Raw genomic sequence first — 22,470 nt, 5'->3', positions numbered from 1 at the left:
CGAAACCCCGGCCTGCGATAGGCTGGGGTTTTTTATTGCTGCATGAAACCCGACCAAAGGCTCTAAATCGCTGCCTGGCATTCGACCATGGTAGCGGGCCGAAATTTTTTGAAATCACTAAACTGCGCACCTTGCTTCCGTAGCCTGAGATAAGAATCCATGTACCGTGATCGCATCCGCTTGCCTTCGTTGTTGAACAAGGTCATGAGCGCGGCAGACGCCGCCGCACTGATCGAGGACGGCATGACCGTCGGCATGAGTGGCTTCACCCGTGCGGGTGAAGCCAAGGCCGTCCCCCACGCCCTGGCCGAACGCGCCAAGACGTCGCCGCTGAAAATCACCCTGATGACCGGCGCCAGCCTGGGCAATGACCTGGACAAGCAACTGACCGAAGCGGGCGTACTGTCACGACGCATGCCTTTCCAGGTCGACAGCACCCTGCGTAAGGCAATCAACGCCGGCGAAGTGATGTTCATCGACCAGCACTTGTCGGAAACCGTCGAACAACTGCGCAACAACCAACTCAAGTTGCCGGACATCGCGGTGATTGAAGCGGTGGCGATCACTGAACAAGGGCATATCGTGCCCACCACGTCTGTGGGCAACTCGGCCAGCTTCGCGATTTTTGCCAAACAGGTGATCGTCGAGATCAACCTGGCGCACAATCCGAACCTGGAAGGGTTGCACGACATCTATATCCCGACCTACCGGCCGACGCGCACGCCGATCCCGCTGGTCAAAGTTGATGACCGTATCGGCAGCACCGCGATCCCGATTCCACCGGAAAAGATCGTCGCCATCGTGATCACCCACCAGGCCGACTCCGCCTCCACGGTGACGCCGCCCGACAGCGACACCCAAGGCATCGCCAATCACCTGATCAACTTCCTCAAGCAGGAAGTCGACGCCGGCCGCATGACCAACAAGCTCGGCCCGCTGCAGGCCGGTATCGGCAACATTGCCAACGCGGTGATGTGCGGCTTGATCGAGTCGCCGTTCGAAGACCTGACCATGTATTCGGAAGTGTTGCAGGATTCGACCTTCGACCTGATCGACGCCGGCAAGCTCAGTTTCGCCTCGGGCAGCTCGATCACCTTGTCGGAGCGACGCAACGCCGACGTGTTCGGCAACCTGGAACACTATAAGGACAAGCTGGTACTGCGCCCGCAGGAGATCTCCAACCACCCTGAAGTGGTGCGGCGCCTGGGCATTATCGGCATCAACACCGCGCTGGAGTTCGATATCTACGGCAACGTCAATTCCACCCATGTCTGCGGCACACGGATGATGAACGGCATTGGTGGCTCCGGGGACTTCGCGCGCAATGCGCACTTGGCGATATTCGTCACCAAGTCGATTGCCAAGGGCGGCGCAATTTCCAGCGTGGTGCCAATGGTCAGCCACGTGGACCACACCGAGCATGACGTCGACATCCTGGTGACCGAGATTGGCCTGGCCGACCTGCGTGGCCTGGCGCCACGGGAACGGGCTAGGGTAATCATCGACAACTGCGTGCACCCGGCCTACCGAGATGCCCTCAACAGTTACTTCGATGCCGCCTGCGCCATCGGCGGGCATACCCCGCACATCCTGCGCGAAGCACTGAGCTGGCACATCAACCTGGAAGAAACCGGGCACATGCTCAAGGCGTGATTGATACAGATCCGAGCTGATGCAAATACAGTTTCATCAGCTCGATGGATTCGCCCCCACTTAATGATAAAACTGTACTACTGTACCGGTCATTTCCTACCGAAACATCCTACGAACCTCACCGAAAATACCTATTTCGCACTATTTCAGTGCGGACAGGTACAGTTGCCCCATTTACGTACAGTACAGCAGCTATAAACAGTTAACTGGCCCCTTACAATACAGGTGAACTGTATCTAGAGAGTGTTGCGCCGGAAGAGGATCATTGGCATCAGTTAAACCACTACCTAATCCCGCCACAAGCGGAAGGATGTCATCATGGAACGTACACTCAGTTCCGAACTGTTCTTCGAAGAAAAAGCTGTAAACACCCAGGCCTCCCTGCCTCTGCGCGTTATCGCCAACCTGATGTTGTGGCAGCGCCGCATCTCCAGCCGCCACCAACTGGCTCGTCTGGATTCGCGTCTGCTGGCTGACGCAGGCATCAGCGAAGCTCAACGCTACGAAGAGCTGAGCAAGCCGTTCTGGCGCTGATTCAGCGCTCGCTGGCCCTGACCTGACGGGTCCACTGCCAGCAACCTGATTTGTCAAAACAAAGCCCGCCCCGGGAAACCGGAGGCGGGCTTTGTTGTTTCCAGGATTCGGATTTTTAACGGAAAACAGAAGCCTAGCGCAGCAATAGGTACAGTTAAAAAGATATAACAGTTAAGCGGTACAATTTAACATTGGTGTATCTGTATCGGTCGGACGCCGCCACCCAACATGGTGTTCCAAGACCTCATGAAAGGTACTCGCCATGGATACGTCACCCCCCCTTTATAAGCGACTGCCACGCCAGGCAGCCTCCATTCTGGCCAAATGGCTACGCCACGCTTATGAACGACGCCAATTGTCGCAGCTTGATACCCGGGAGCTCTCCGACGTCGGCATCAGTCAGGGCGACCGAATGGCCGAGCTGTCCAAGCCGTTCTGGCGTGACTAGGCAGTCAAGGCGCTTCCCGAACGGATAAGCGGCGGCTTAATATCCATTCACAATGTGGCAAACCGCGCAGTACAGGCGTCTGATCCCCAATGGCTGCCCTGCGCCACCTTATCCGTTCATCTACTGGAGTCATCCCATGTCCCGTCTTCGCCTGCTGAGTGCTGCCACCCTGTTGGCCCTGGCCGCCAACGCCAACGCGAGCAGCTTCATCGTGACCACCGACTCCATCGTCGGCGCGCTGAAGGCCACTTCCGACGCCACCTCCGATGCCACGTCCTCCCTACGTGACAACAAGGTCGTGCGTGCAGCCCGTGACGACGCCGCCAGCTTTGTCGCCAGCGAAGGCACCATCCGTGGCGTGAAACTGGAAAGCGCCCTGGCCCAGATCCGCCAGCAAGCGCCGCAATTGAACACTGCCACTGATGCACAACTGGCCCAAGCCATCCTGGCCATCTGACGACAAGGCGGACGCCCGGGCGCTGGCTCTCGCCCGGGCATTGCGCTAGCCTTGGCGCTCGTTTTCAGTTGTCGAGTGCCATGGTTTTTTCATACCGCCTTTTAATCGTCCTTGTGATGTTTTCGTTCGCTTGGTCGCCGATGGCTTCAGCCTTTGACCTCACCACCCAGAGCACCGTCGTGAGCGCGTATGTCACCAGCAAGGTGACCTCCGCACCCTTCGACAGAAAAGTGATAATGGCCGCCCAGGATGACGCCGCTGCGTTTATCGCCACTGACGGCCAATGGCGGGGCGCGCGGCTGGAGTCGGCACTGGATTATCTGCGCCGTAGCCAACCAAAACTTAACGCCAGCGACCTTGAACTGGCGCAGGCAATTCTCGTCCAATAATCATCCTTATTTTTTGGAGTCATTCCATGCGTAGCCCGCTGATTGCTGCCACCCTGGGCCTGCTGTTGTTGGCCGACATCGCCCAGGCGCATACGCTGGTGGCCACCAGTAACATCATTGTTCGCGCCTCCGGCCGCACCATTGATTTCACCTCGGACACGACCACCTCCATCCGCGACTCCAAAGTCGTGCGCGAAGCCCACGATGACGCCGCCAGTTTCGTCGCCAGCAATGGCGAGATCCGTGGCGCCCACCTTGAGGCCGCCTTCGACGCCCTGCGCACACGCCTGCCGGAAGCCCGCGACGCCAGCGACCAGACCCTAGCCGAAGCCATCCTCGCACTGTGAGGCGAATCGTCGCCTGGCTCCTGGCCGGGGCAGTGCTGCTGTGCGCCAGCGCAGCCCAGGCCAGCCTGCAGCTGCGACTCAAGACCGAAGGTCTGAGCCCGGCTGAACAACAGGCCAGCCAGGCGTTGCTCGACGAAGCGATGCGTTCCCTGCCGCCACGCTTTGTCGAGCAGTTGGACCGGCGCATCGATGTCGGCTGGACCGACAAGATGCCCGAGAACGCCTACGGGCAAGCCTCGCTCGTGTCCGAGCTGGACCTCAACAACAACCTGCTGGCCAGCCTGACCGACGGCAGCGCCGCCACCCAAAAAACCAATCGCCCCCACGGCACTGTGCGCCGGGAAATGCTCGCCACGGTGCTGCATGAACTGACCCACATCTATGACCGTGCGCGCCTGTGGTCCAAAGAAGACCGCACGCTGATCAATCGCTGCAGCCGCCAGAACAACCTCACCGGCCTGATCGGCCTGCCTGATCAATGCCGTGGCCAGAATGGCCGGCGCTTTACCCTGAGCGATGATCCACGCCTGCTGGACCTGGCCGGTTGGCCGCAATACGTCGGGCGCCGTGGCGAGCGTGAGCAGCACAACCATCAGGTGGCTCGCAGCCCGGACATTTACGAAACCACCAGCCCGCTGGAGTTCGTCGCGGTCAACATGGAGTATTTCCTCCTCGACCCCAGCTACGCCTGCCGCCGTCCCGCGCTGTTCCGCTATTACAAGGAACACTTCGGCTGGGCCCCGCCGCAACAAGACACCTGCGCCAGCACCTACGCGTTCCTCAATGCCGGTAACGATTTTGCCAAGACACCGCTGGGCCATGTGGACCCGGAGCGCGTCTACGAGATCGACTACCTGCTGGCCGAAGCCAACCAGAACCTGGTCAGCCGCTGGGGCCACAGCATGCTGCGCCTGGTGATCTGCGCACCGGGCCGCCCGCGTGGACCGGATTGCCGACTGGACCTGGACCAGCATCTAGTTCTTTCCTATCGCGCGTTCGTCGGTGACGTACAGCTGTCGAGTTGGGATGGCCTGGTCGGCAAATACCCCTCGCGGCTGTTCGTGCTGCCGCTGGCGCAAGTGATCGATGAATACACCAAGACCGAGCTGCGCGGCCTGGCCTCGGTGCCGTTGAAACTGACCCGCCAGGAAATCAACGATACCGTCGAGCATGCCGCCGAAATGCATTGGAGCTACGACGGCAACTACTTCTTCATCTCCAACAACTGCGCGGTGGAAAGCCTGAAACTGCTACGCAGCGGCAGCGCCAACCCGCAATTGACCGGCCTGGACAACATCACCCCCAATGGCTTGCTCGAGGTGCTGAGCGCACGCGGCCTGGCCGACACCAGTGTGCTGGATGACAAACGCAGGGCATTGCGCCTGGGTTATCACTTCGACTCCTTCCGCGAACGCTACCAAGCCATGTTCGATGTGCTGCGCAAACACCTGCCGATCAAACAGACCCAGGTCGAAGACTGGCTATCCCTGAGCGCCGAGGAGCGTCGCCAGTGGTTCGACCAGGCCGATCTGCGCACCAGCGCCGCGTTGCTGCTGCTGGAGCAGGCGAGCTTTCGCAAGCAGTTGATGCTGGCCCAAGACGAAGTCAAACAACGCTACCTCGGTGCCCGCGAGCTGAAAAACGGTGGCATGGAAAAAGCCAATGCCACGCTGCAACAGATCCTTGCCAACAGCGGTTTCCTCAGTCGCCCGGCGGAACTGCTCGGCAGCGGCGGTTATGGCTTGCCGCAACCTTCGGAAGCCACGCGTCTGGAATCGGAAAGCGCCGAGCGCCAGAAGCAGCTGCAATCGCTGACCGGCGAATTGGACAAAGAGGTGAGGGCGCTGCTGGAGCCTTCCCGTTCAGCCGAGATAGCCGCCTGTGAAGCCAACCTCAAGCTGGTGGGCGAACACTTGCGCAAGCTGCACAAAGCCGCCGGCGGCCTCGAACTGCCCTAAAAACCTCAAGCAAAATATAGACAAATGTGGGAGGGGGCTTGCCCCCGATAGCGGTGTGTCAGCCTGCGCATGCAGTGACTGGCACCCTGTTATCGGGGGCAAGCCCCCTCCCACATGTTGATCTACATAAATCCAGGGACCGCGTGCATTCCCTTCGTCACCTGTTTTTTCAGCGAAAGCTGGCTGAAAGCTTACCCGTCTAGGATCGCCCCCACTGCCGGCAACAGACCGGCTGTTAACAACAACAATGGTGATTCCCGATGTCCGCCCGTACCCGCCTGTTCGCCCCAACTCCACCCGTACGCCTCGTGCCTTTCGTTCTGCGCTGACCGCCACCCGGTTCGCCATTCCCTAGCCGCGCTACGCCTGGAGTATTCCTATGCTGACTTTCCTTGGCTTTGCCATGGTCATCACGTTCATGTTCCTGATCATGACCAAGCGCCTGTCCGCGCTGATCGCCCTGATCATCGTGCCGATCCTGTTCGCGCTGTTCGGTGGCTTCGCACCCGAGATCGGCCCAATGATGCTGGCCGGTATCACCAAGCTTGCGCCCACCGGCGTGATGCTGATGTTCGCCATTCTGTACTTCGCCCTGATGATTGACTCCGGCCTGTTCGACCCGGCCGTGCGCAAGATCCTCAAGATGGTCAAGGGCGACCCGCTGAAAGTCTCGGTCGGCACCGCTGTACTGGCCCTGGTCGTGTCCCTGGACGGTGACGGCGCCACCACCTACATGATCTGCGTGGCCGCCATGTTGCCGCTGTACCAGCGCATTGGCATGAGCCCCCGGATCATGGCCGGCCTGATCATTCTCGCCGGTGGCGTGATGAACATGACCCCTTGGGGTGGCCCGACCGCTCGTGCCGCCAGTGCATTGCATGTGGACCCTTCGGACATTTTCGTACCGATGATACCGGCGATGGCCGCCGGTGTGGTCGCGATCCTGGCGATCGCCTACCTGTACGGCAAGCGCGAGCGCGCACGTCTGGGCGAACTGCACCTGCAAGGCGATGAGATCGACCACAGCGAGATCAGCGTCTCCCAATACCCGGACGCCCGTCGCCCGAAACTGATCTGGTTCAACGGCGCGCTGACCTTCGCCCTGATGTGCGCGCTGATCGCCGGCCTGCTACCGCTGCCGGTGCTGTTCATGGTGGCGTTCAGTATCGCGATGATCGTCAACTACCCGTGCCTGCAGATGCAGAAAGACCGCGTCGCCGCCCACTCCGGCAGCGTACTGGCGGTGGTTGGGCTGATCTTCGCGGCCGGTATCTTCACTGGCATCCTGTCGGGCACCGGCATGGTCGATGCCATGTCCAAGAGCCTGCTGGCGGTCATCCCTGATGCATTGGGCCCTTACCTGGCGGTGATCACTGCACTGGTGAGCATGCCGTTCACCTTCTTCATGTCCAACGACGCGTTCTACTATGGCGTACTGCCCGTACTCGCCGAAGCCGCCAGCCACTACGGCATCACGGCTGCAGAAATGGGACGTGCGTCGATCGTCGGACAACCCGTGCACCTGTTGAGCCCACTGGTACCCTCGACCTACCTGTTGGTCGCTTTGGCAGGTATCGAATTTGGCGATCACCAGCGCTTCACCCTCAAGTGGGCAGTGCTGGTATGCCTGTGCATAATGGTCGCCGCTTTGCTGATGGGGATTATTCCGCTTTTCAGCACTCTATAATCCCAAACACCCAACCGCGCGGCGCTGCAGCTTGCGCGGTTTAACACTCGCTTAAAGGAATACACATGGAATGGCTGACCAATCCGGAAATCTGGATTGCCTTCTTCACCCTGACGGCCCTCGAGATCGTCCTGGGCATCGATAACATCATCATGATTTCGATCCTGGTCAGCCGCATGCCCAAGCACATGCAGGCACGCACCCGGATCTTCGGCCTGGCCCTGGCCATGGTCACGCGCATCCTGTTGCTGTTGTCGATCACCTGGGTGATGCAACTGACCGCCGACCTGTTCGTGGTCTTCGGCCAAGGCATCTCCGGTCGCGACCTGATCCTGTTCTTCGGTGGCCTGTTCCTGCTCTGGAAAAGCTCCCAGGAGATGTACCACGCGCTGGAAGGTGAAGACGAAACCCACGACGAGCCGAAGGGCGCCGGTGGCAAGTTCATCTACACCATCATCCAGATCGCGATCATCGACATCGTGTTCTCCCTGGACTCGGTGATCACCGCGGTCGGCATGGTCTCCCATGTACCGGTGATGGTCGCGGCGATTGTCGTGGCGGTATTGGTGATGATGCTGGCAGCCGGCACCATCAGCGAATTCATCGACAAGCACCCGTCGTTGAAGATGCTCGCGCTGTCGTTCCTGCTGGTAGTCGGTACCGTGCTGATCGCCGAATCCTTCGACGTGCACGTGCCAAAAGGCTACGTCTACTTCGCCATGGCGTTCTCGCTGGCGGTGGAAGCGGTGAACATCAAGATGCGCACCGCGATCGCGAAAAAGAAGAAACAGCAGGATCCTGTGAAACTGCGCAAAGACATTCCGGGTCAATAAACCCGAGCCAGACAATTAAGGGGCCTGCACAGGCCCCTTATTTTTATCCGCAAAAAGCTGATTTCATGACAGTTTTATTTCAATCCCCACTTTAGCTATGCGATGCTGGCGCAGAGCGCATTCGCCAACTACAGCTTAAGTACAAGACGTAGAGCGGCACGCGGCAACTTTCCTTCGCTCATTTTCGAGCGCACCCACACGGGGGGCCGAGCATGCTGACCTTGCTCAATCTGCTTTCCGCCGTGACCCTGCTTATCTGGGGCACGCATATCGTCCGTACCGGCATCCTGCGGGTCTACGGTTCCAACTTGCGCCAAGTCATCGGGCAGAACATGTCCAAGCGCTGGCTGGCGTTTATCGCCGGTATCCTGGTGACGGCCATGGTGCAGAGCAGCAACGCCACGGCAATGCTGGTCACGTCCTTTGTCGGCCAGGGCCTGATGGGGCTGATGCCCGCCCTGGCGACCATGCTCGGCGCCGACGTCGGTACCGCGCTGATGGCGCGGGTGCTGACGTTTGATTTGTCTTGGCTGTCGCCGCTGCTGATTTTTCTCGGGGTGATCTTCTTCCTGTCACGCAAACAGACGCGGGCAGGGCAGTTGGGCCGGGTGGGTATCGGTCTCGGGCTGATCATCCTCGCACTGCAATTGATTGTGGAAGCGGCCGGGCCGATTACCCATGCCCAGGGCGTCAAAGTCATCTTCGCGTCGTTGACCGGCGATATCCTGCTCGACGCCCTGGTCGGCGCCTTGTTCGCGATGATTTCCTATTCCAGCCTGGCCGCCGTCCTGCTGACCGCCACCCTGGCCGGCGCCGGTGTGATCGGCCTGCACGTGGCCATCGGCCTGGTGATCGGCGCCAACATCGGCAGCGGCGTGCTGGCGTTTCTCAGCACCAGCATGCAGAACGCTGCCGGACGCCAGGTTGCCTTGGGCAGCCTGTTGTACAAATTGATCGGCCTGCTGCTGATCATCCCGGTGCTCGACCCGCTCGTACGCTGGATGGATGGCCTGGACTACAGCGCGCAAGGCATGGTCATCACCTTCCACCTGCTCTACAACGTCAGCCGTTGCCTGATCCTGTTGCCGACCATTGGCCCGATGGCCCGCTTGTGTGCCTGGTTGCTGCCTGAGCGCGAAGAGGTGAACGGCAAGGCCAAACCACGCCATCTAGACCTGGCCGCCCTGGCCACACCCAGCCTGGCACTGGCCAACGCTGCCCGCGAGACCCTGCGCCTGGGCGACCTGATCGACAATATGCTCACCGCCATGCTCGAAGTGCTGCGCGGCAAGCAGACCGCCATCACCCAGGAAATGCGCAGCCTCAGCGATGATGTCGAAGCGCTGTACAGCGCGATCAAACTCTACCTGGCACAAATGCCCCGGGAAGACCTCAGTGAACACGACAATCGGCGCTGGGCCGAGATCATCGAACTGTCGATCAACCTGAAACTGGCCGGCGACCTGATCGAACGCATGCTGCGCAAAGTCCAGCAGCAGAAAACCTCCCAGCGTCGTCAGTTCTCCGAAGTGGGCCTGGAAGAACTCACCGGCCTGCACAGCCAGTTGATCGCCAACCTGCGCCTGGGGTTGTCGGTGTTCCTCAGCGCCGACCCGGAAAGCGCCCGCCAGTTGCTGCGGGAGAAGCGCCGCTTCCGCGCCCAGGAACGGCGCCTGGCCCACGCCCATGTCAGCCGCCTTCAGCGCAAGATCGTCCAGAGCCTGGAGACCAGCTCCCTGCACCTGGAACTGATTGCCGATATGAAACGCCTGAACTCGTTGTTTTGCAGCAGTGCTTATGTAGTGTTGGAAACGTCTGACACCGGCGCGCTCTCCGCCGAAGATATTGCCGACATCACACATTCGCCCTGAACGTACGGTGGCCCGTGAAGTCAGTTAAAAATGACCTCACTCGCCAGGAAGCTTGTTATGCGTCGCCTGTTGTTCGCTTGCCTGCTCATGGGATCTGCCCACGCCTTTGCCTTTGACCGCCTGCAAGTCGAGGGCTACACCTTGCCCAACGGCCTGCAATTGTTGCTCAAACCCGGCACCCAACGCGGGCATGTAGCGATCCGCCTGGTGGTCGGTGTAGGCCTGGATGACTTCAACTGCGCAGACAAAGAGCTGCCGCACCTGCTCGAACACTTGCTGTTCAGCGGCATCGACGGCGGTGGCGAAGCCGAGCTGGAAGACCGTATGCAAGCCCTGGGCGGCGAGTGGAATGCCTACACCAGCAACGCCGATACCACCTTTGTGATCGAGGCGCCCGCGCCAAACCAGCGCAAAGTGCTGGACCTGCTGCTGGCGATCATCACCCGCACCGAACTGACCGACGCCAATATCAACGCCGCCAAGCGGGTAGTGGAGCGCGAAGACGGCGGCCACTACTCACACCTGCAACGCCTGTTGGACCGCCAAGACCTGGGCCACACCGCCAGCAACCAATTGGCCGTCGAACTGGGGCTCAAATGCGCCGAGCGCGCCGAGGTCGACCACCTGACCCGCGACCAGTTGGAGAACCTGCGCGCACGCTGGTACGCCCCCAACAACATGACCCTGATTATCGTCGGCGACCTCGACAAACTGCTGCCCGCCTACCTGGAACGCACCTACGGCCAACTCGACCCGGTCGATCCCACTGAGCATGCGGCGCTGCCGGAAATACAACACGCCGCTGCCAGCCATCGCGAGTTGATCCACGGATGGGTCGGCAACAGCGCCAAATTGCACTGGTTATTTCCCGAACCGGTGCTGGACGAGGGGCATGATGAAACCTACGACCTGCTCAAGGATTACCTCGACTGGGCGCTGTACCGCCAACTGCGTCTCAAGCACGGTTTGTCCTACGGCCCCTGGAGCGAGCGCGAAGTACTCGGCGGTGTCGGTTTCCTCAGCCTGAATGCCGACTTAGAGCGGGAAAACCTCCCCGAAGCGGAACACGTACTCCAGGACCTCAAGGCCCGACTGCTCAAGGACGGCCTCGACCCAGCGGTATTTGCGCGCCTGCAACAAGCTGCCATTGCGCGCCAGGCGTGGGCCGTGCAAGGCAACAGCGCCTTGGCCGACTACTACTGGAGCGCGTCCGGCGATTACAACAACGGCCACTTCAGTGACCCGGCCAAGCGCATCAAGGCCGTGAGCCTGGACCAGACCAACCAGGCCATGCGTGAAGTGTTCAAGCAGCCCGGTTACTGGCGTATCGAAAAACCGCTGCTCAGCTACGACATGCTGAGCTGGATCGGCGCCGCAGTGCTGGGACTGATCGCCTTTGTGCTGATCGGCGTGCGGCTTTATCGCAAACGGATTGCGCAATGAGGCACCGGACAACGGCCTAAGACGTTATTCTGTCTGGGATTTTTTCCTACAAGACTGTGAACCGCCGAATGCCAAACCTGACCCACTTAATCCAGCGCATCCTCGAGCTGATCAAGCGCTACCCAGGGGTGATTGCACTCGGCGGTTTTATCTCAGGCGTGGGCAGCTTCATTCTGGTGGATCGCCAACAGGGCATGGCCAGCTGGATTGCGGTGATCATGCTGGTGAGCTGGCTGTGGCTGATGCTGGAAAACAGCTTCACCCAGCTGTTCACCAGGATTTTCAAGCGCGAAATCCCCGAACCGCTGTTGCGCTACGCGACCCAGATGATCCACCAGGAAAGTCTGTTTTTCGTGCTGCCGTTCTTTTTCGTCACCACCGCGTGGAACAGTGGCCAATCGGTATTCACGGGCTTGCTTGGCGCCGCGGCGCTGATCTCGATCACCGACCCGCTTTACTACAAGTGGCTGGCGCCCAAGCGCTCGCTGTTCCTTGCACTGCACACCTTTACGCTGTTCGCGGCGCTGCTCACCGCGTTGCCGATCATCCTGCACCTGACCACCGCCGAGAGTTACAAACTGGCCCTCGGCGTGGCCATGGCACTGTCGATCCCCAGCCTGGCGGTAAGCCTGCCGCTGCGTAGCGTCAAAGGCTGGGCGATGCTGCTCGGGGTGACCGCCGCCATCGGCTGCGCCGGGTGGTTCCTGCGCAGTTGGGTGCCTCCGGCCACCTTGTGGATGACCGAAGTGGCCATCAGCACCCAACTGCAGGACCGCACGCCAGGCGACGACCTCAAGGAAGTCACTGCCGCCCAACTGCGCAGCGGTGGGCTGTACGCCTATACCGCGATCAATGCGCCGCGTGGACTGGATGAACGCATCTACCACGTGTGGAAATTCAATGGCCAAGAGGTCGACCGCATCGCCCTGGATATCCACGGCGGGCGCAAAGAGGGTTACCGCGCGTGGACCCACAAGCAGAACTTCCCGGCCGACGCCGTGGGCCGCTGGCAGGTACGGGTGCTGACCGAAGACGGGCAGGTGATCGGTGTGCTGCGCTTCAAGGTGACGGACTCAGCACAAACGGACAACCCAAAGTAGGCCGTATCGTGCTATTACGTAGGAATTGTGGATAGCCAAACAAGCTCGGAGCTTATGACCCCCCCTACAACGGCCGGCGCAGCCCACCTCGATACGTCCACCACCCCGCCACAACTGCGGATTACGGGGGACTGGACGCTTGCCCACTATGCCAGTCTGAAAAAGCTGTCGGACAAGCTCGACGGCCAATACGACGCTGGCGCGCGCATCGACCTCAACGGCCTCGGCGCCCTGGATACCGCCGGCGCCTCGTTGCTGGTGGAACTGCTGGGACCGACCCGCATCGAGCAGTCCGCCGAGCAGACCGATTGCAGCTTGTCTGCCGCCGACCGCGCGCTGCTCAAGACCGTCCACCGTTCCCTGAATGATTTTTGCGTGCCGGAAAAAGCCCCGGAAGAAGCGGCGGGCATTCAGGTTCTGGCACGTATCGGCCGTGCGGTGGACACGGTCTGGCAGGACACCAAGAAACTCCTGGGTTTCGTCGGCCTGATTCTCGAAACCTTCGCCCGTAGCATCTTGCGCCCCAAGCGCTGGCGCGTGACGCCCATGGTTGCGCACCTCGAACAGGTCGGACTGGATGCCGCGCCCATCGTGGCTTTGCTGACGTTCCTGGTGGGTGCGGTGGTGGCCTTCCTCGGCGCCACGGTGCTCAAGAGCTTCGGTGCGACGATCTTCACGGTAGACCTGGTGGCGTTCGCTTTCCTACGGGAATTCGGCGTCTTGCTCACCGCGATCCTGATCGCCGGCCGCACCGCCAGTGCCTTTACCGCACAGATCGGCTCGATGAAGGCCAACGAAGAAATCGACGCGATCCGCACCCTGGGCCTGGACCCGATGGAACTGCTGGTACTGCCCCGCGTGCTGGCGCTGCTGGTGGCGCTGCCGATGCTGACGTTCCTGGCAATGCTCTCGGGCATCATCGGCGGCGGCGTGGTGTGCGCGGTGGCCCTGGATATTTCGCCGGCGATGTTCCTCTCGCTGCTGCAATCGGACATCGGCGTGCAGCACTTCCTCGTGGGTATGGTGAAAGCGCCGATCTTCGCGTTCCTGATCGCTGCGATTGGTTGCCTGGAAGGCTTCAAGGTCAGCGGCAGCGCCGAATCGGTCGGTGCCCACACCACCTCCAGCGTGGTGCAATCGATCTTTGTGGTGATCGTGATGGATGCCGTGGCCGCGCTGTTTTTCATGGAGATGGGCTGGTGAGTCGTCTACACCGAGCGCCCAGTGAGGCGGTGATTGAAGTGCGCGGCCTGTGCAATCGCTTTGGCAGCCAGAGCGTGCATGAAAACCTCGACCTGGATTTGTACAAGGGCGAGATCCTCGCAGTGGTTGGCGGCTCCGGCAGCGGCAAGTCGGTGCTGTTGCGCAGCATTGTCGGCCTGCGTCGTCCCAGCGAAGGTGAGGTGCGGGTGTTTGGCAAGAACCTGCCGAGCCTGCCGGAGCACGAACGCTCTTTGGTGGAACGACGCTTTGGCGTGCTATTCCAGAAGGGCGCGTTGTTTTCCTCGCTGACCGTTACCGAAAACGTCGCGCTGCCCTTGATCGAACACGCCGGCCTCAGCCGCCGCGACGCCGAGCACTTGGCCGCCGTCAAGCTGGCCCTGGCCGGGCTGCCATTGTCGGCGGCGGACAAATATCCGGCGTCGCTGTCCGGCGGCATGATCAAGCGCGCCGCCCTGGCCCGCGCATTGGCGCTGGACCCGGACATTCTGTTCCTCGACGAACCCACGGCGGGCCTCGACCCCATCGGTGCAGCGCAATTCGACCAACTGATCCTGACCCTGCGCGATGCGCTGGGCCTGAGCGTATTCCTGGTCACCCACGACCTGGACACGCTGTACACCATTACCGACCGCGTGGCGGTGCTGGCACAGAAGAAAGTGCTGGTGGCCGATGCCATCGATGTTGTCTCGGAAACCGACGACGCGTGGGTCCACGAATATTTCCACGGCCCCCGTGGCCGCGCGGCATTGGATGCCGCTCAATCGCTCAACGAGGTATGACATGGAAACCCGAGCCCATCATGTGATGATCGGTCTGTTCAGTGTGATCGTGGTGGTCGGCGCGATGCTGTTCGGCCTGTGGCTGGCCAAGTCCAGCGTCGACAGCGCCTTCCAGGACTACGAAGTGATCTTCAACGAGGCGGTCAGCGGCCTGTCCCAGGGCAGCTCGGTGCAGTACAGCGGGATCAAGGTGGGCGACGTGATCAGCCTGAGCCTGGACCCCAAGGACCCGCGCCGCGTGCTCGCGCGCATCCGCCTGGCCGGGCAGACGCCGATCAAGGAAGACACCCAGGCCAAGCTCGCCCTGACCGGTATCACCGGCACCTCGATCATCCAGCTCAGTGGTGGCACCCCGCAGAGTCCCGAGCTCAAGGGCAAGGACGGCAACCTGCCGCAGATCATAGCCTCGCCATCGCCCATCGCGCGCTTACTGAACAACAGCAACGACCTGATGACGAGCGTCAACCTGCTGTTGCACAACGCCAATCACATGTTCTCCCGCGAGAACGTCGAGCGCTTGAGCAACACCCTGGAGAACCTGCAGCAAACCACCGGCGCGATTGCCGACCAGCGCGGCGATATCAAGGTGGTGATGCAGCAACTGATGCTGGTGAGCAAGCAGGCGACTGCGGCGCTGGAACAGACCACCGTGCTCATGCGCAACGCCAATGGCTTGCTCAACGAACAAGGCAAGCAGGCCTTCGGCAGCGCCGAGCAGGCCATGAAATCCCTTGAACAAAGCACCGCGACCATCAACACCTTGCTGACCAACAACAAGGACTCGGTGAACAGCGGCATGCAAGGCCTCAACGAACTGGCGCCGGCGGTGCGCGAGCTGCGCGAAACCCTCGGTTCGCTGCGCGCCATCTCCCGCCGCCTGGAAGCCAACCCCAGCGGTTACCTGCTGGGCAGCGACAAGAACAAGGAGTTCACGCCATGAAGCGTGCTTACACAATGATCGCCCCTTTGGCCCTGGCACTGGTGAGCGCGTGTTCGATCCTGCCCAAGGCCGACCCTTCGGATGTGTATCGCCTGGCCGCGGCGCAGACCGCCAGCCAGGGCGCGCCGGTCAGCTGGTCACTGCGTGTGAACAAGCCGCAGACCAGCGAGTTTCTCGACAGCCCGCGCATTGCCGTGGTGCCCACTGGCGACCTGATCAGCAGCTATGCGAACTCGCGCTGGAGCGATCCGGCGCCGGTGCTGTTGCGCAACCGCTTCATGGACGGCTTCCAGCGTGATGGCCGGGTGACGCTGCTGAGCACCGATGACACCAACCTGCAGTCCGACTACGAACTGGGTGGGCAATTGCAGGCGTTCCAGAGTGAATATCACGGCGGTGCGGTAGAGGTGGTGATTCGCCTGGATGCGCGGCTGGTACGCGGCAGTGATCAACGGATCGTGGCCAGCCGACGGTTTGAGGTGAGGCAACCGGTGAGCGACACCAAGGTGCCGGCAGTGGTTGCCGGGTTTGGGCAGGCGGGGGATCAATTGAATAAGCAGGTGGTAGGGTGGGTTGTTCAGCAAGGCAATAGTGCAGCTAAACACTGAGGGCCTCATCGGGGGCAAGCCCCCTCCCACAGGTTGATCTGTGAACACATTCAAATGTGGGAGGGGGCTTGCCCCCGATAGCAATCCGAGCCTTAACCAAAGAACCAATAGCACACCGCAATCGCCGCAACGACGCCGGCCAACTCCGCCAGCAACGCACAGCCCACGGCGTGCCGCGCGCGCTGGATACCCACCGAACCGAAGTACACCGCCAACACATAGAAAGTGGTCTCGGTACTGCCCTGGATCGTCGCCGCGACCAGCGCCGGGAAGCTGTCCACGCCCTGGGTCTGCATGGTCTCGATCAACATCGCCCGCGCGGCGCTGCCGGAAAACGGCTTGACCATCGCGGTCGGCAAGGCATCGACAAAGCGCGTGTCCATGCCCGTCCAGGCGACCACATGGCGTATGCCTTCAAGGCCGAAGTCCAACGCGCCCGACGCTCGCAACACCCCCACGGCGCAGAGCATTGCCACCAGGTACGGCAGCAGGTTCTTCGCCACGTCGAAGCCTTCCTTGGCGCCTTCGACAAACGCCTCGTAGACCTTGACCTTGCGCAGCGCACCGATCACCAGGAACAGCATGATCAGGCCGAACAAGGTGAGGTTGCCAAGGATCGAGGACAGCCCGGCCAGCGCCGTGGCGGAGAGGGTCGCCAACAACGCCATGAAACCACCCAAGACCAGCGCACCGGGAACCAGGTACGCCAGCACCACCGGGTCCCACAGCCGCAGGCGCTGCATGATTGCCACCGAGAGCAGCCCCACCAGCGTGGATGCACTGGTTGCGAGCAGGATCGGCAGGAACACCAGCGTCGGGTCCGCCGCGCCTTGCTGGGCGCGGTACATGAAGATGGTTACCGGCAACAGCGTCAATGAAGATGCGTTGAGCACCAGGAACAGGATCTGCGCGTTACTGGCGGTGTTGGGGATGGGGTTGAGTTCCTGCAAGGCCTTCATCGCCTTGAGCCCGATGGGGGTGGCGGCGTTATCCAGGCCCAGGCCGTTGGCGGCAAAGTTGAGGGTGATCAAGCCGATGGCCGGGTGGCCGGCGGGCACTTCCGGCATCAAACGGCGGAACAGCGGGCCGAGGGCCTTGGCCAGCCAATCGACGATCCCGGCTTTCTCTGCGATGCGCAGAAAACCCAGCCACAGCGTCAGGGTGCCGAACAACAGCACCATGACTTCCACCGACAATTTGGCCATGGCGAAAATGCTTTCGACCATTGCCGCGAATATCCCGGCGTTACCGCCGACCAGCCATTGCGCCAGTGCCGACACCATTGCCACGACAAAGAAGCCAAGCCACAGGCCATTGAGCATCAGTTGAATCCCCCGAAGAATGGGACGAATGATAGCGGGGCCGGCAGAAACGACAAACCCCGGAATTTTCCGGGGTTTGTCTTTAAGCCGTCACGCTATCAGCTGCGGGTGGCCTGGGCGACCGGTGCGGCGGTCTTGGTGCGCCAATGCGGCAGCGAGTTCCAGTAGCGCTCGCCCTTGGCGTCGTCGTACATGCCTTCCCAACGGGAGATCACCAGCACGGCCAAGGCATTGCCGATCACGTTCAGGGCAGTACGCGCCATGTCCATGATGCGGTCGACACCGGCGATGAACGCCAGGCCTTCCAGCGGAATGCCCACGCTGCCCAGGGTGGCCAGCAGCACCACGAAGGACACACCCGGCACGCCAGCGATGCCTTTGGAGGTGACCATCAGGGTCAGCACCAGCATCAGTTGCTGGCCGATCGACAGGTCGATGCCATACAGCTGGGCAATGAAGATCGCCGCGATGCTCTGGTACAGGGTCGAACCGTCGAGGTTGAACGAGTAACCGGTCGGCACCACGAAACTGCAGATGGCTTTCGGCGCGCCGTAGGCTTCCATCTTCTCGATCACACGCGGCAGCACGGTCTCGGAACTGGCGGTGGAGTAGGCCAGTACCAGCTCATCCTTGAAGATGCGCATCAGCTTGATCACCGAGAAGCCGAACAGGCGGGCAATCAGGCCGAGGATCACGAACGCGAAGAACAGGATGGCGACGTAAACCAGGATCACCAGCTTGGCCAGCGGTAGCAGCGAGGCAAAGCCGAAGTTGGCAACGGTCACCGCGATCAGTGCGAAGACCCCGATAGGGGCGTATTTCATGATCATGTGAGTGACTTTGAACATGCTCTCGGACACGCCCTGGAACATGGTGACCAGCGGCTCACGCAGCTCAGGCTTGAGGCTCGACAAGCCAAGGCCGAACAGCACCGAGAAGAAGATGATCGGCAGCATCTCGCCACGGGCGACGGCGGCAAAGATGTTCGACGGGATCAGGTTGAGGATGGTCTGGATGAACGCATGCTCATGCTGCACTTCGGCAGCAGTGGCGGTGTACTTGGAGATGTCGACGGTACCCAGGGTACTCATGTCGATACCCGCGCCCGGGTGGAACAGGTTGGCCAGCAGCAGGCCGACCACGATAGCGATGGTGGTGACGATTTCGAAGTAAAGGATGGTTTTGACGCCGATGCGCCCGAGTTTCTTCGCATCACCCACACCGGCAATGCCGACGATCAGCGAGGAAATCACAATCGGGATCACGATCATCTTGATCAGGCGGATAAAGATATCGCCCGCTGGCTGCAATACGTTGCTGATCCACCAGGCTTTTTCAGCACTGAAATGGTTAAGCACTGCACCGATTGCGATCCCCAGCACCAAACCGATGAGGATCTGCCAGGCGAGGCTTAGCTTTGCCTTCTTCATGTCATTACCCTTACTTCAAGTGAACTTAAGGCAAATGCGCCAGCCGCAACGCTCGAGAGCGAAAAAGTGTGTGCATCTGCCTCCATGGAAGGTCACCGCAGCATGGCCGAAATGGCTTACTGGCAGGCGAAAAAAGGCGCAACTATTCCCATGCAAGGGTTCGACGTCTAATGCCGTAAACGCCTACCCTATGCCGAATCGGCATGAGATTTTTTAATAATAACTGTCCGAACGGTCAGTTCAAATGTGACATTTTGTCCGACAAAAATGCCGTGAACCGGCCAAACCCGGCTCGCTCAGAGATTCGGGACGTCCTCGGGGACCTGGCGGAAATGCCTGAGAATTCCATCATTTAGTGTCGGAAATGTCCTATGGCACCCACCAAAATTTATCGATAGATGGTCTACCCGACACACTAAGTAATGTTTGGAGATGAGCAGAAAGGTGATTCGCGACTAAGGGCGGCATGAACAGCGAAAAAAGGAGCGTTAAAGCCCGCCGCAAGTTCAGCAAGCCGATAGCTTGTGAACCTGCGTCGCAGCTTTTCGCCTGACCCGGCCCTTGCGCAGGCACTCCCTGTACCCGTAGGTCGCGCCGATCGTAGGTGATCAGAGCAACCCGGCCCCTTGGTCATGCACCGCCCTTGGCAAGCGGTGCAAACAGAAAGAAGCAAGGGCTTCCTTCTATGGACGCCGGCCCCGCAGACAACACGCGTGTCAGACGGAACCTAGTACCAATTCGGATCTTTCTTCAGCTGCTCCATCAGCAGCTTCTGCATGCCTTCATCCGGTTTACCGATAAAACGGTAATCGGCGTGCCGTGTTGGAGACTTGTCCTTCGGCAGACCGGCCGGGACTTCCACCAACATGGCGTAGGCATCTTCCTTGTCGAGGCTGAAGGCAACGATCAGGCGCTTGTTCAGGCAGGTGTCCGCGGTTTCGCAGAGCGGCCCGACCAGGTACTTGTCGCCGTCTTCTTCCACGGCATTCATTTGCTCAGCGGTGCCGGACAGGTTTATCACCCATTCCGGCAGGCGCTCTTCTTTCTTCACCACGCCTTGCCAGGTCTCACGGTATTGCGGGTCCGCGCTGAGCAATTCGTTGGCTCGGGACTGGCCGTCGTTGGCGGCCATCGCCAAGCCGCTGCCGCCCAGTAGCAGGGCGGCAGTAATGGCTTTGAAGGACAAAGTGGTCATTTTCAGCCTCGGCCGCGACGACCAAAGAAGAAGGAAGCGATGAACATCACCAGGAACACCACAAACAGAATTTTTGCGATACCCGTGGCAGTGCCCGCGATACCACCGAAGCCCAGGACTGCAGCCACAATGGCGATGATCAGAAATGTGATTGCCCAACTCAACATGGTGATTCTCCTTATGCTTCTTTATAGAGGTAACAGCGGTAGTGCTTTGCGGCCACGAAAGTGGCCTTTTGGTGCCTAGAACACCCAACGCTCCTGGGATGGCAGATCACTCAGGGAAGACTCCTGGTCAACCATCCGCAGTTGCGGGGCTGTTGCATCGGCAGCAACACTGCCAACGGAACGGAAATGGGTTTGGGTCATGGACGGACGTTCAAACTGGGGGATCTGCTGCTGACTCTGCTGCCAATGTTGCAACTGCTGGCCACCGATCAGCGTGACCATCAGGGCCAAGCTGGCAAACAGACCTTGCTGCAAGCGCAGTGGCGATACACGCAGTTGGCTGAGGCTTTGGCGAGTCATGCTGTTGTTCTCCCGCATTTTGATTATTCGTTGGAAGAGCTATTGCAGAGCGCGTGCCAGTTTTTTTACAAAATAAAACTCAATAAAATCATATAGTTATGAACTAAAGACTCATGCACCCTCCAGCATCCTGCACGATGCCCCCGTAGATGCCGTGCGAAATGCACGATGGCCAGCGGTCGGGTCGAGGGATAGAAAACGAAGAGGGTGTTGCCGAAGTGGCAAGACGGCATGAAAACGCCATCAGACGGGGCTTTGTAGGAAGTGATGCAGATACCTGCACGAGACTGCTATTTATCGATCAGAATAAACCATGCAACTTGCCCGATTATTCCGGGACTAAACACCATCATTCATAGTTTAAGGAGCGCGGGACAGATGGAATCAGCCAAGGAACTTCAAGGCCGCATTCTTTTAGTGGACGATGAGTCCGCGATCCTCCGCACCTTCCGTTATTGCCTGGAAGATGAAGGCTACACCGTCGCCACTGCGAACAGCGCGGCCCAGGCCGACGCCTTGATGCAACGCCAGGTATTCGACCTGTGCTTCCTGGACTTGCGCCTGGGCGAAGACAATGGCCTGGATGTGCTGGCCCAGATGCGAATCCAGGCGCCCTGGATGCGCGTGGTGATCGTCACCGCCCATTCGGCAGTCGATACCGCCGTTGATGCTATACAGGCCGGCGCCGCTGACTACCTGGTAAAACCCTGCAGCCCCGATCAACTGCGCCTGGCCACCGCCAAGCAGTTGGAAGTGCGCCAACTGTCTGCGCGGCTCGAAGCCCTGGAGGGCGAAGTGCGCCAGCCGAAAGACGGCCTCGACTCTCACAGCCCATCAATGATGGTGGTGCTGGAAACGGCGCGCCAGGTGGCTGGGACAGATGCGAACATCCTGATCCTTGGCGAGTCCGGCACGGGTAAAGGCGAACTGGCCCGCGCAATTCACGGCTGGAGCAAGCGTTCGAAGAAATCCTGCGTGACCATCAACTGCCCCTCTTTGACGGCAGAACTGATGGAAAGCGAGCTGTTCGGCCATAGTCGAGGGGCGTTTACCGGCGCCAGTGAAAGCACCCTGGGTCGCGTCAACCAAGCGGACGGCGGCACGCTGTTTCTCGACGAGATCGGCGACTTTCCCCTCACCTTGCAACCCAAGTTACTGAGGTTCATCCAGGACAAGGAGTACGAGCGCGTGGGCGACCCTGTCACCCGCCGTGCCGATGTGCGCATCCTCGCCGCCACCAACCTGAACCTGGAAGACATGGTGCGTGACGGCCGCTTCCGTGAAGACTTGCTGTACCGCCTCAATGTAATCACCTTGCATCTGCCACCGTTGCGCGAGCGCAGTGAAGACATCCTGACCCTGGCCGACCGGTTCCTGGCGCGCTTCGTCAAGGAATATGCCCGACCAGCACGCGGTTTCAGCGATGAAGCGCGCGAAGCGCTGCTCAACTACCGCTGGCCGGGCAACATTCGCGAACTGCGTAACGTGGTGGAGCGCGCCAGCATCATTTGCCCGCAGGAGAAGGTGGAAATCAGCCACCTGGGCATGGCCGAACAACCTAGCAACAATGCTCCACGCATTGGCGCGGCACTCAGTCTGGACCAGTTGGAGAAAGCCCACATCGGCGCAGTGCTTGCCACCAGCGATACCCTGGACCAGGCGGCCCGCACCCTCGGCATCGACGCGTCGACCCTGTACCGCAAACGCAAACAGTACAACCTGTGA

Annotated in this window: 22 protein-coding genes; 17 read left to right on the top strand and 5 right to left on the bottom strand. The window is 60.3% G+C overall.

Features of this window, described 5'->3' with window-relative positions; genetic code table 11:
• Positions 1 to 159: 159 nt before the first annotated feature.
• The 16 genes from K5K89_RS01480 (at position 160) to K5K89_RS01405 (ending at position 16,271) form a co-directional block, all read left to right on the top strand.
• A complete protein-coding gene (locus K5K89_RS01480; RefSeq protein ID WP_071490969.1) occupies positions 160 to 1,653 on the top strand; it encodes an acetyl-CoA hydrolase/transferase family protein in 1,494 nt (497 codons plus the stop codon).
• Between the two features lie 318 nt (positions 1,654 to 1,971).
• Positions 1,972 to 2,187, top strand: a complete 216-nt coding sequence (locus K5K89_RS01475; protein ID WP_012721550.1) for a DUF1127 domain-containing protein — start codon at positions 1,972 to 1,974, stop codon at positions 2,185 to 2,187.
• A gap of 262 nt (positions 2,188 to 2,449) precedes the next feature.
• Entirely contained in the window at positions 2,450 to 2,635 is a 186-nt protein-coding gene (locus tag K5K89_RS01470) for a DUF1127 domain-containing protein (RefSeq protein WP_092250850.1), read from the top strand.
• A gap of 136 nt (positions 2,636 to 2,771) precedes the next feature.
• Complete coding sequence (locus tag K5K89_RS01465) at positions 2,772 to 3,092, top strand: DUF2388 domain-containing protein (protein ID WP_222540729.1); 321 nt, start codon at positions 2,772 to 2,774, stop codon at positions 3,090 to 3,092.
• Positions 3,093 to 3,172: 80 nt separating this feature from the next.
• A complete protein-coding gene (locus tag K5K89_RS01460; RefSeq protein WP_222540728.1) occupies positions 3,173 to 3,481 on the top strand; it encodes a DUF2388 domain-containing protein in 309 nt (102 codons plus the stop codon).
• 26 nt (positions 3,482 to 3,507) lie between these two features.
• Positions 3,508 to 3,828 (top strand): DUF2388 domain-containing protein, encoded by a 321-nt coding sequence (locus K5K89_RS01455; RefSeq protein ID WP_071490965.1) that lies wholly within the window; start codon positions 3,508 to 3,510, stop codon positions 3,826 to 3,828.
• Positions 3,825 to 5,786, top strand: a complete 1,962-nt coding sequence (locus tag K5K89_RS01450) for a DUF4105 domain-containing protein (RefSeq protein WP_222540727.1) — start codon at positions 3,825 to 3,827, stop codon at positions 5,784 to 5,786. Before K5K89_RS01455 ends, K5K89_RS01450 begins: the two co-directional genes overlap by 4 nt.
• A 379-nt stretch (positions 5,787 to 6,165) precedes the next feature.
• Entirely contained in the window at positions 6,166 to 7,473 is a 1,308-nt protein-coding gene (locus K5K89_RS01445) for a CitMHS family transporter (RefSeq protein WP_071490963.1), read from the top strand.
• 65 nt (positions 7,474 to 7,538) lie between these two features.
• Positions 7,539 to 8,306: a TerC family protein gene (locus tag K5K89_RS01440; protein ID WP_014716354.1), complete on the top strand. Its 768-nt coding sequence runs from the start codon at positions 7,539 to 7,541 to the stop codon at positions 8,304 to 8,306.
• A 212-nt stretch (positions 8,307 to 8,518) separates the two neighbouring features.
• Positions 8,519 to 10,177, top strand: a complete 1,659-nt coding sequence (locus K5K89_RS01435) for a Na/Pi cotransporter family protein (protein ID WP_058424447.1) — start codon at positions 8,519 to 8,521, stop codon at positions 10,175 to 10,177.
• 57 nt (positions 10,178 to 10,234) lie between these two features.
• Positions 10,235 to 11,620 carry a M16 family metallopeptidase gene (locus K5K89_RS01430; protein ID WP_222540726.1) on the top strand — a complete coding sequence of 462 codons (1,386 nt, stop codon included), beginning with the start codon at positions 10,235 to 10,237 and terminating at the stop codon, positions 11,618 to 11,620.
• 68 nt (positions 11,621 to 11,688) lie between these two features.
• Positions 11,689 to 12,720, top strand: a complete 1,032-nt coding sequence (locus K5K89_RS01425; protein WP_071490961.1) for a DUF5924 family protein — start codon at positions 11,689 to 11,691, stop codon at positions 12,718 to 12,720.
• A 54-nt stretch (positions 12,721 to 12,774) separates the two neighbouring features.
• Positions 12,775 to 13,923, top strand: a complete 1,149-nt coding sequence (locus K5K89_RS01420; RefSeq protein WP_222540725.1) for an ABC transporter permease — start codon at positions 12,775 to 12,777, stop codon at positions 13,921 to 13,923.
• Entirely contained in the window at positions 13,920 to 14,723 is an 804-nt protein-coding gene (locus K5K89_RS01415) for an ABC transporter ATP-binding protein (protein ID WP_222540724.1), read from the top strand. The genes K5K89_RS01420 and K5K89_RS01415 overlap by 4 nt, the downstream gene beginning before the upstream one ends.
• Before the next feature lies 1 nt (position 14,724).
• A complete protein-coding gene (locus K5K89_RS01410) occupies positions 14,725 to 15,663 on the top strand; it encodes an MlaD family protein (RefSeq protein WP_071490958.1) in 939 nt (312 codons plus the stop codon).
• Positions 15,660 to 16,271: an ABC-type transport auxiliary lipoprotein family protein gene (locus K5K89_RS01405; protein ID WP_071490957.1), complete on the top strand. Its 612-nt coding sequence runs from the start codon at positions 15,660 to 15,662 to the stop codon at positions 16,269 to 16,271. The genes K5K89_RS01410 and K5K89_RS01405 overlap by 4 nt, the downstream gene beginning before the upstream one ends.
• A 92-nt stretch (positions 16,272 to 16,363) precedes the next feature.
• Here the strand turns inward: K5K89_RS01405 and K5K89_RS01400 are convergent, their stop codons facing one another.
• The 5 genes from K5K89_RS01400 to K5K89_RS01380 form a co-directional block, all read right to left on the bottom strand.
• Positions 16,364 to 17,593 carry a nucleoside recognition domain-containing protein gene (locus K5K89_RS01400; RefSeq protein WP_071490956.1) on the bottom strand — a complete coding sequence of 410 codons (1,230 nt, stop codon included), beginning with the start codon at positions 17,591 to 17,593 and terminating at the stop codon, positions 16,364 to 16,366.
• Between the two features lie 98 nt (positions 17,594 to 17,691).
• Positions 17,692 to 19,023, bottom strand: coding sequence for a glutamate/aspartate:proton symporter GltP (gene gltP / locus K5K89_RS01395; RefSeq protein WP_058424440.1), 1,332 nt, complete (start codon positions 19,021 to 19,023; stop codon positions 17,692 to 17,694).
• Positions 19,024 to 19,750: 727 nt separating this feature from the next.
• Positions 19,751 to 20,218, bottom strand: a complete 468-nt coding sequence (locus K5K89_RS01390; RefSeq protein ID WP_071490955.1) for an inhibitor of vertebrate lysozyme family protein — start codon at positions 20,216 to 20,218, stop codon at positions 19,751 to 19,753.
• 2 nt (positions 20,219 to 20,220) lie between these two features.
• Positions 20,221 to 20,385, bottom strand: coding sequence for a DUF1328 domain-containing protein (locus K5K89_RS01385; RefSeq protein WP_003170804.1), 165 nt, complete (start codon positions 20,383 to 20,385; stop codon positions 20,221 to 20,223).
• A gap of 75 nt (positions 20,386 to 20,460) precedes the next feature.
• A complete protein-coding gene (locus K5K89_RS01380; RefSeq protein ID WP_222540723.1) occupies positions 20,461 to 20,745 on the bottom strand; it encodes a hypothetical protein in 285 nt (94 codons plus the stop codon).
• Between the two features lie 378 nt (positions 20,746 to 21,123).
• On the opposite strand from K5K89_RS01380, the gene algB reads away from it, so the two are divergent.
• Positions 21,124 to 22,470, top strand: coding sequence for a sigma-54-dependent response regulator transcription factor AlgB (algB, locus tag K5K89_RS01375; protein ID WP_058424438.1), 1,347 nt, complete (start codon positions 21,124 to 21,126; stop codon positions 22,468 to 22,470).

This window comes from Pseudomonas sp. DR208 (assembly GCF_019823005.1).
Taxonomy (GTDB): Bacteria; Pseudomonadota; Gammaproteobacteria; order Pseudomonadales; family Pseudomonadaceae; genus Aquipseudomonas; species Aquipseudomonas extremorientalis.
The sequence above is the reverse complement of the archived record's forward strand: the minus strand, read 5'-3'. Positions and strand labels throughout refer to the sequence as shown.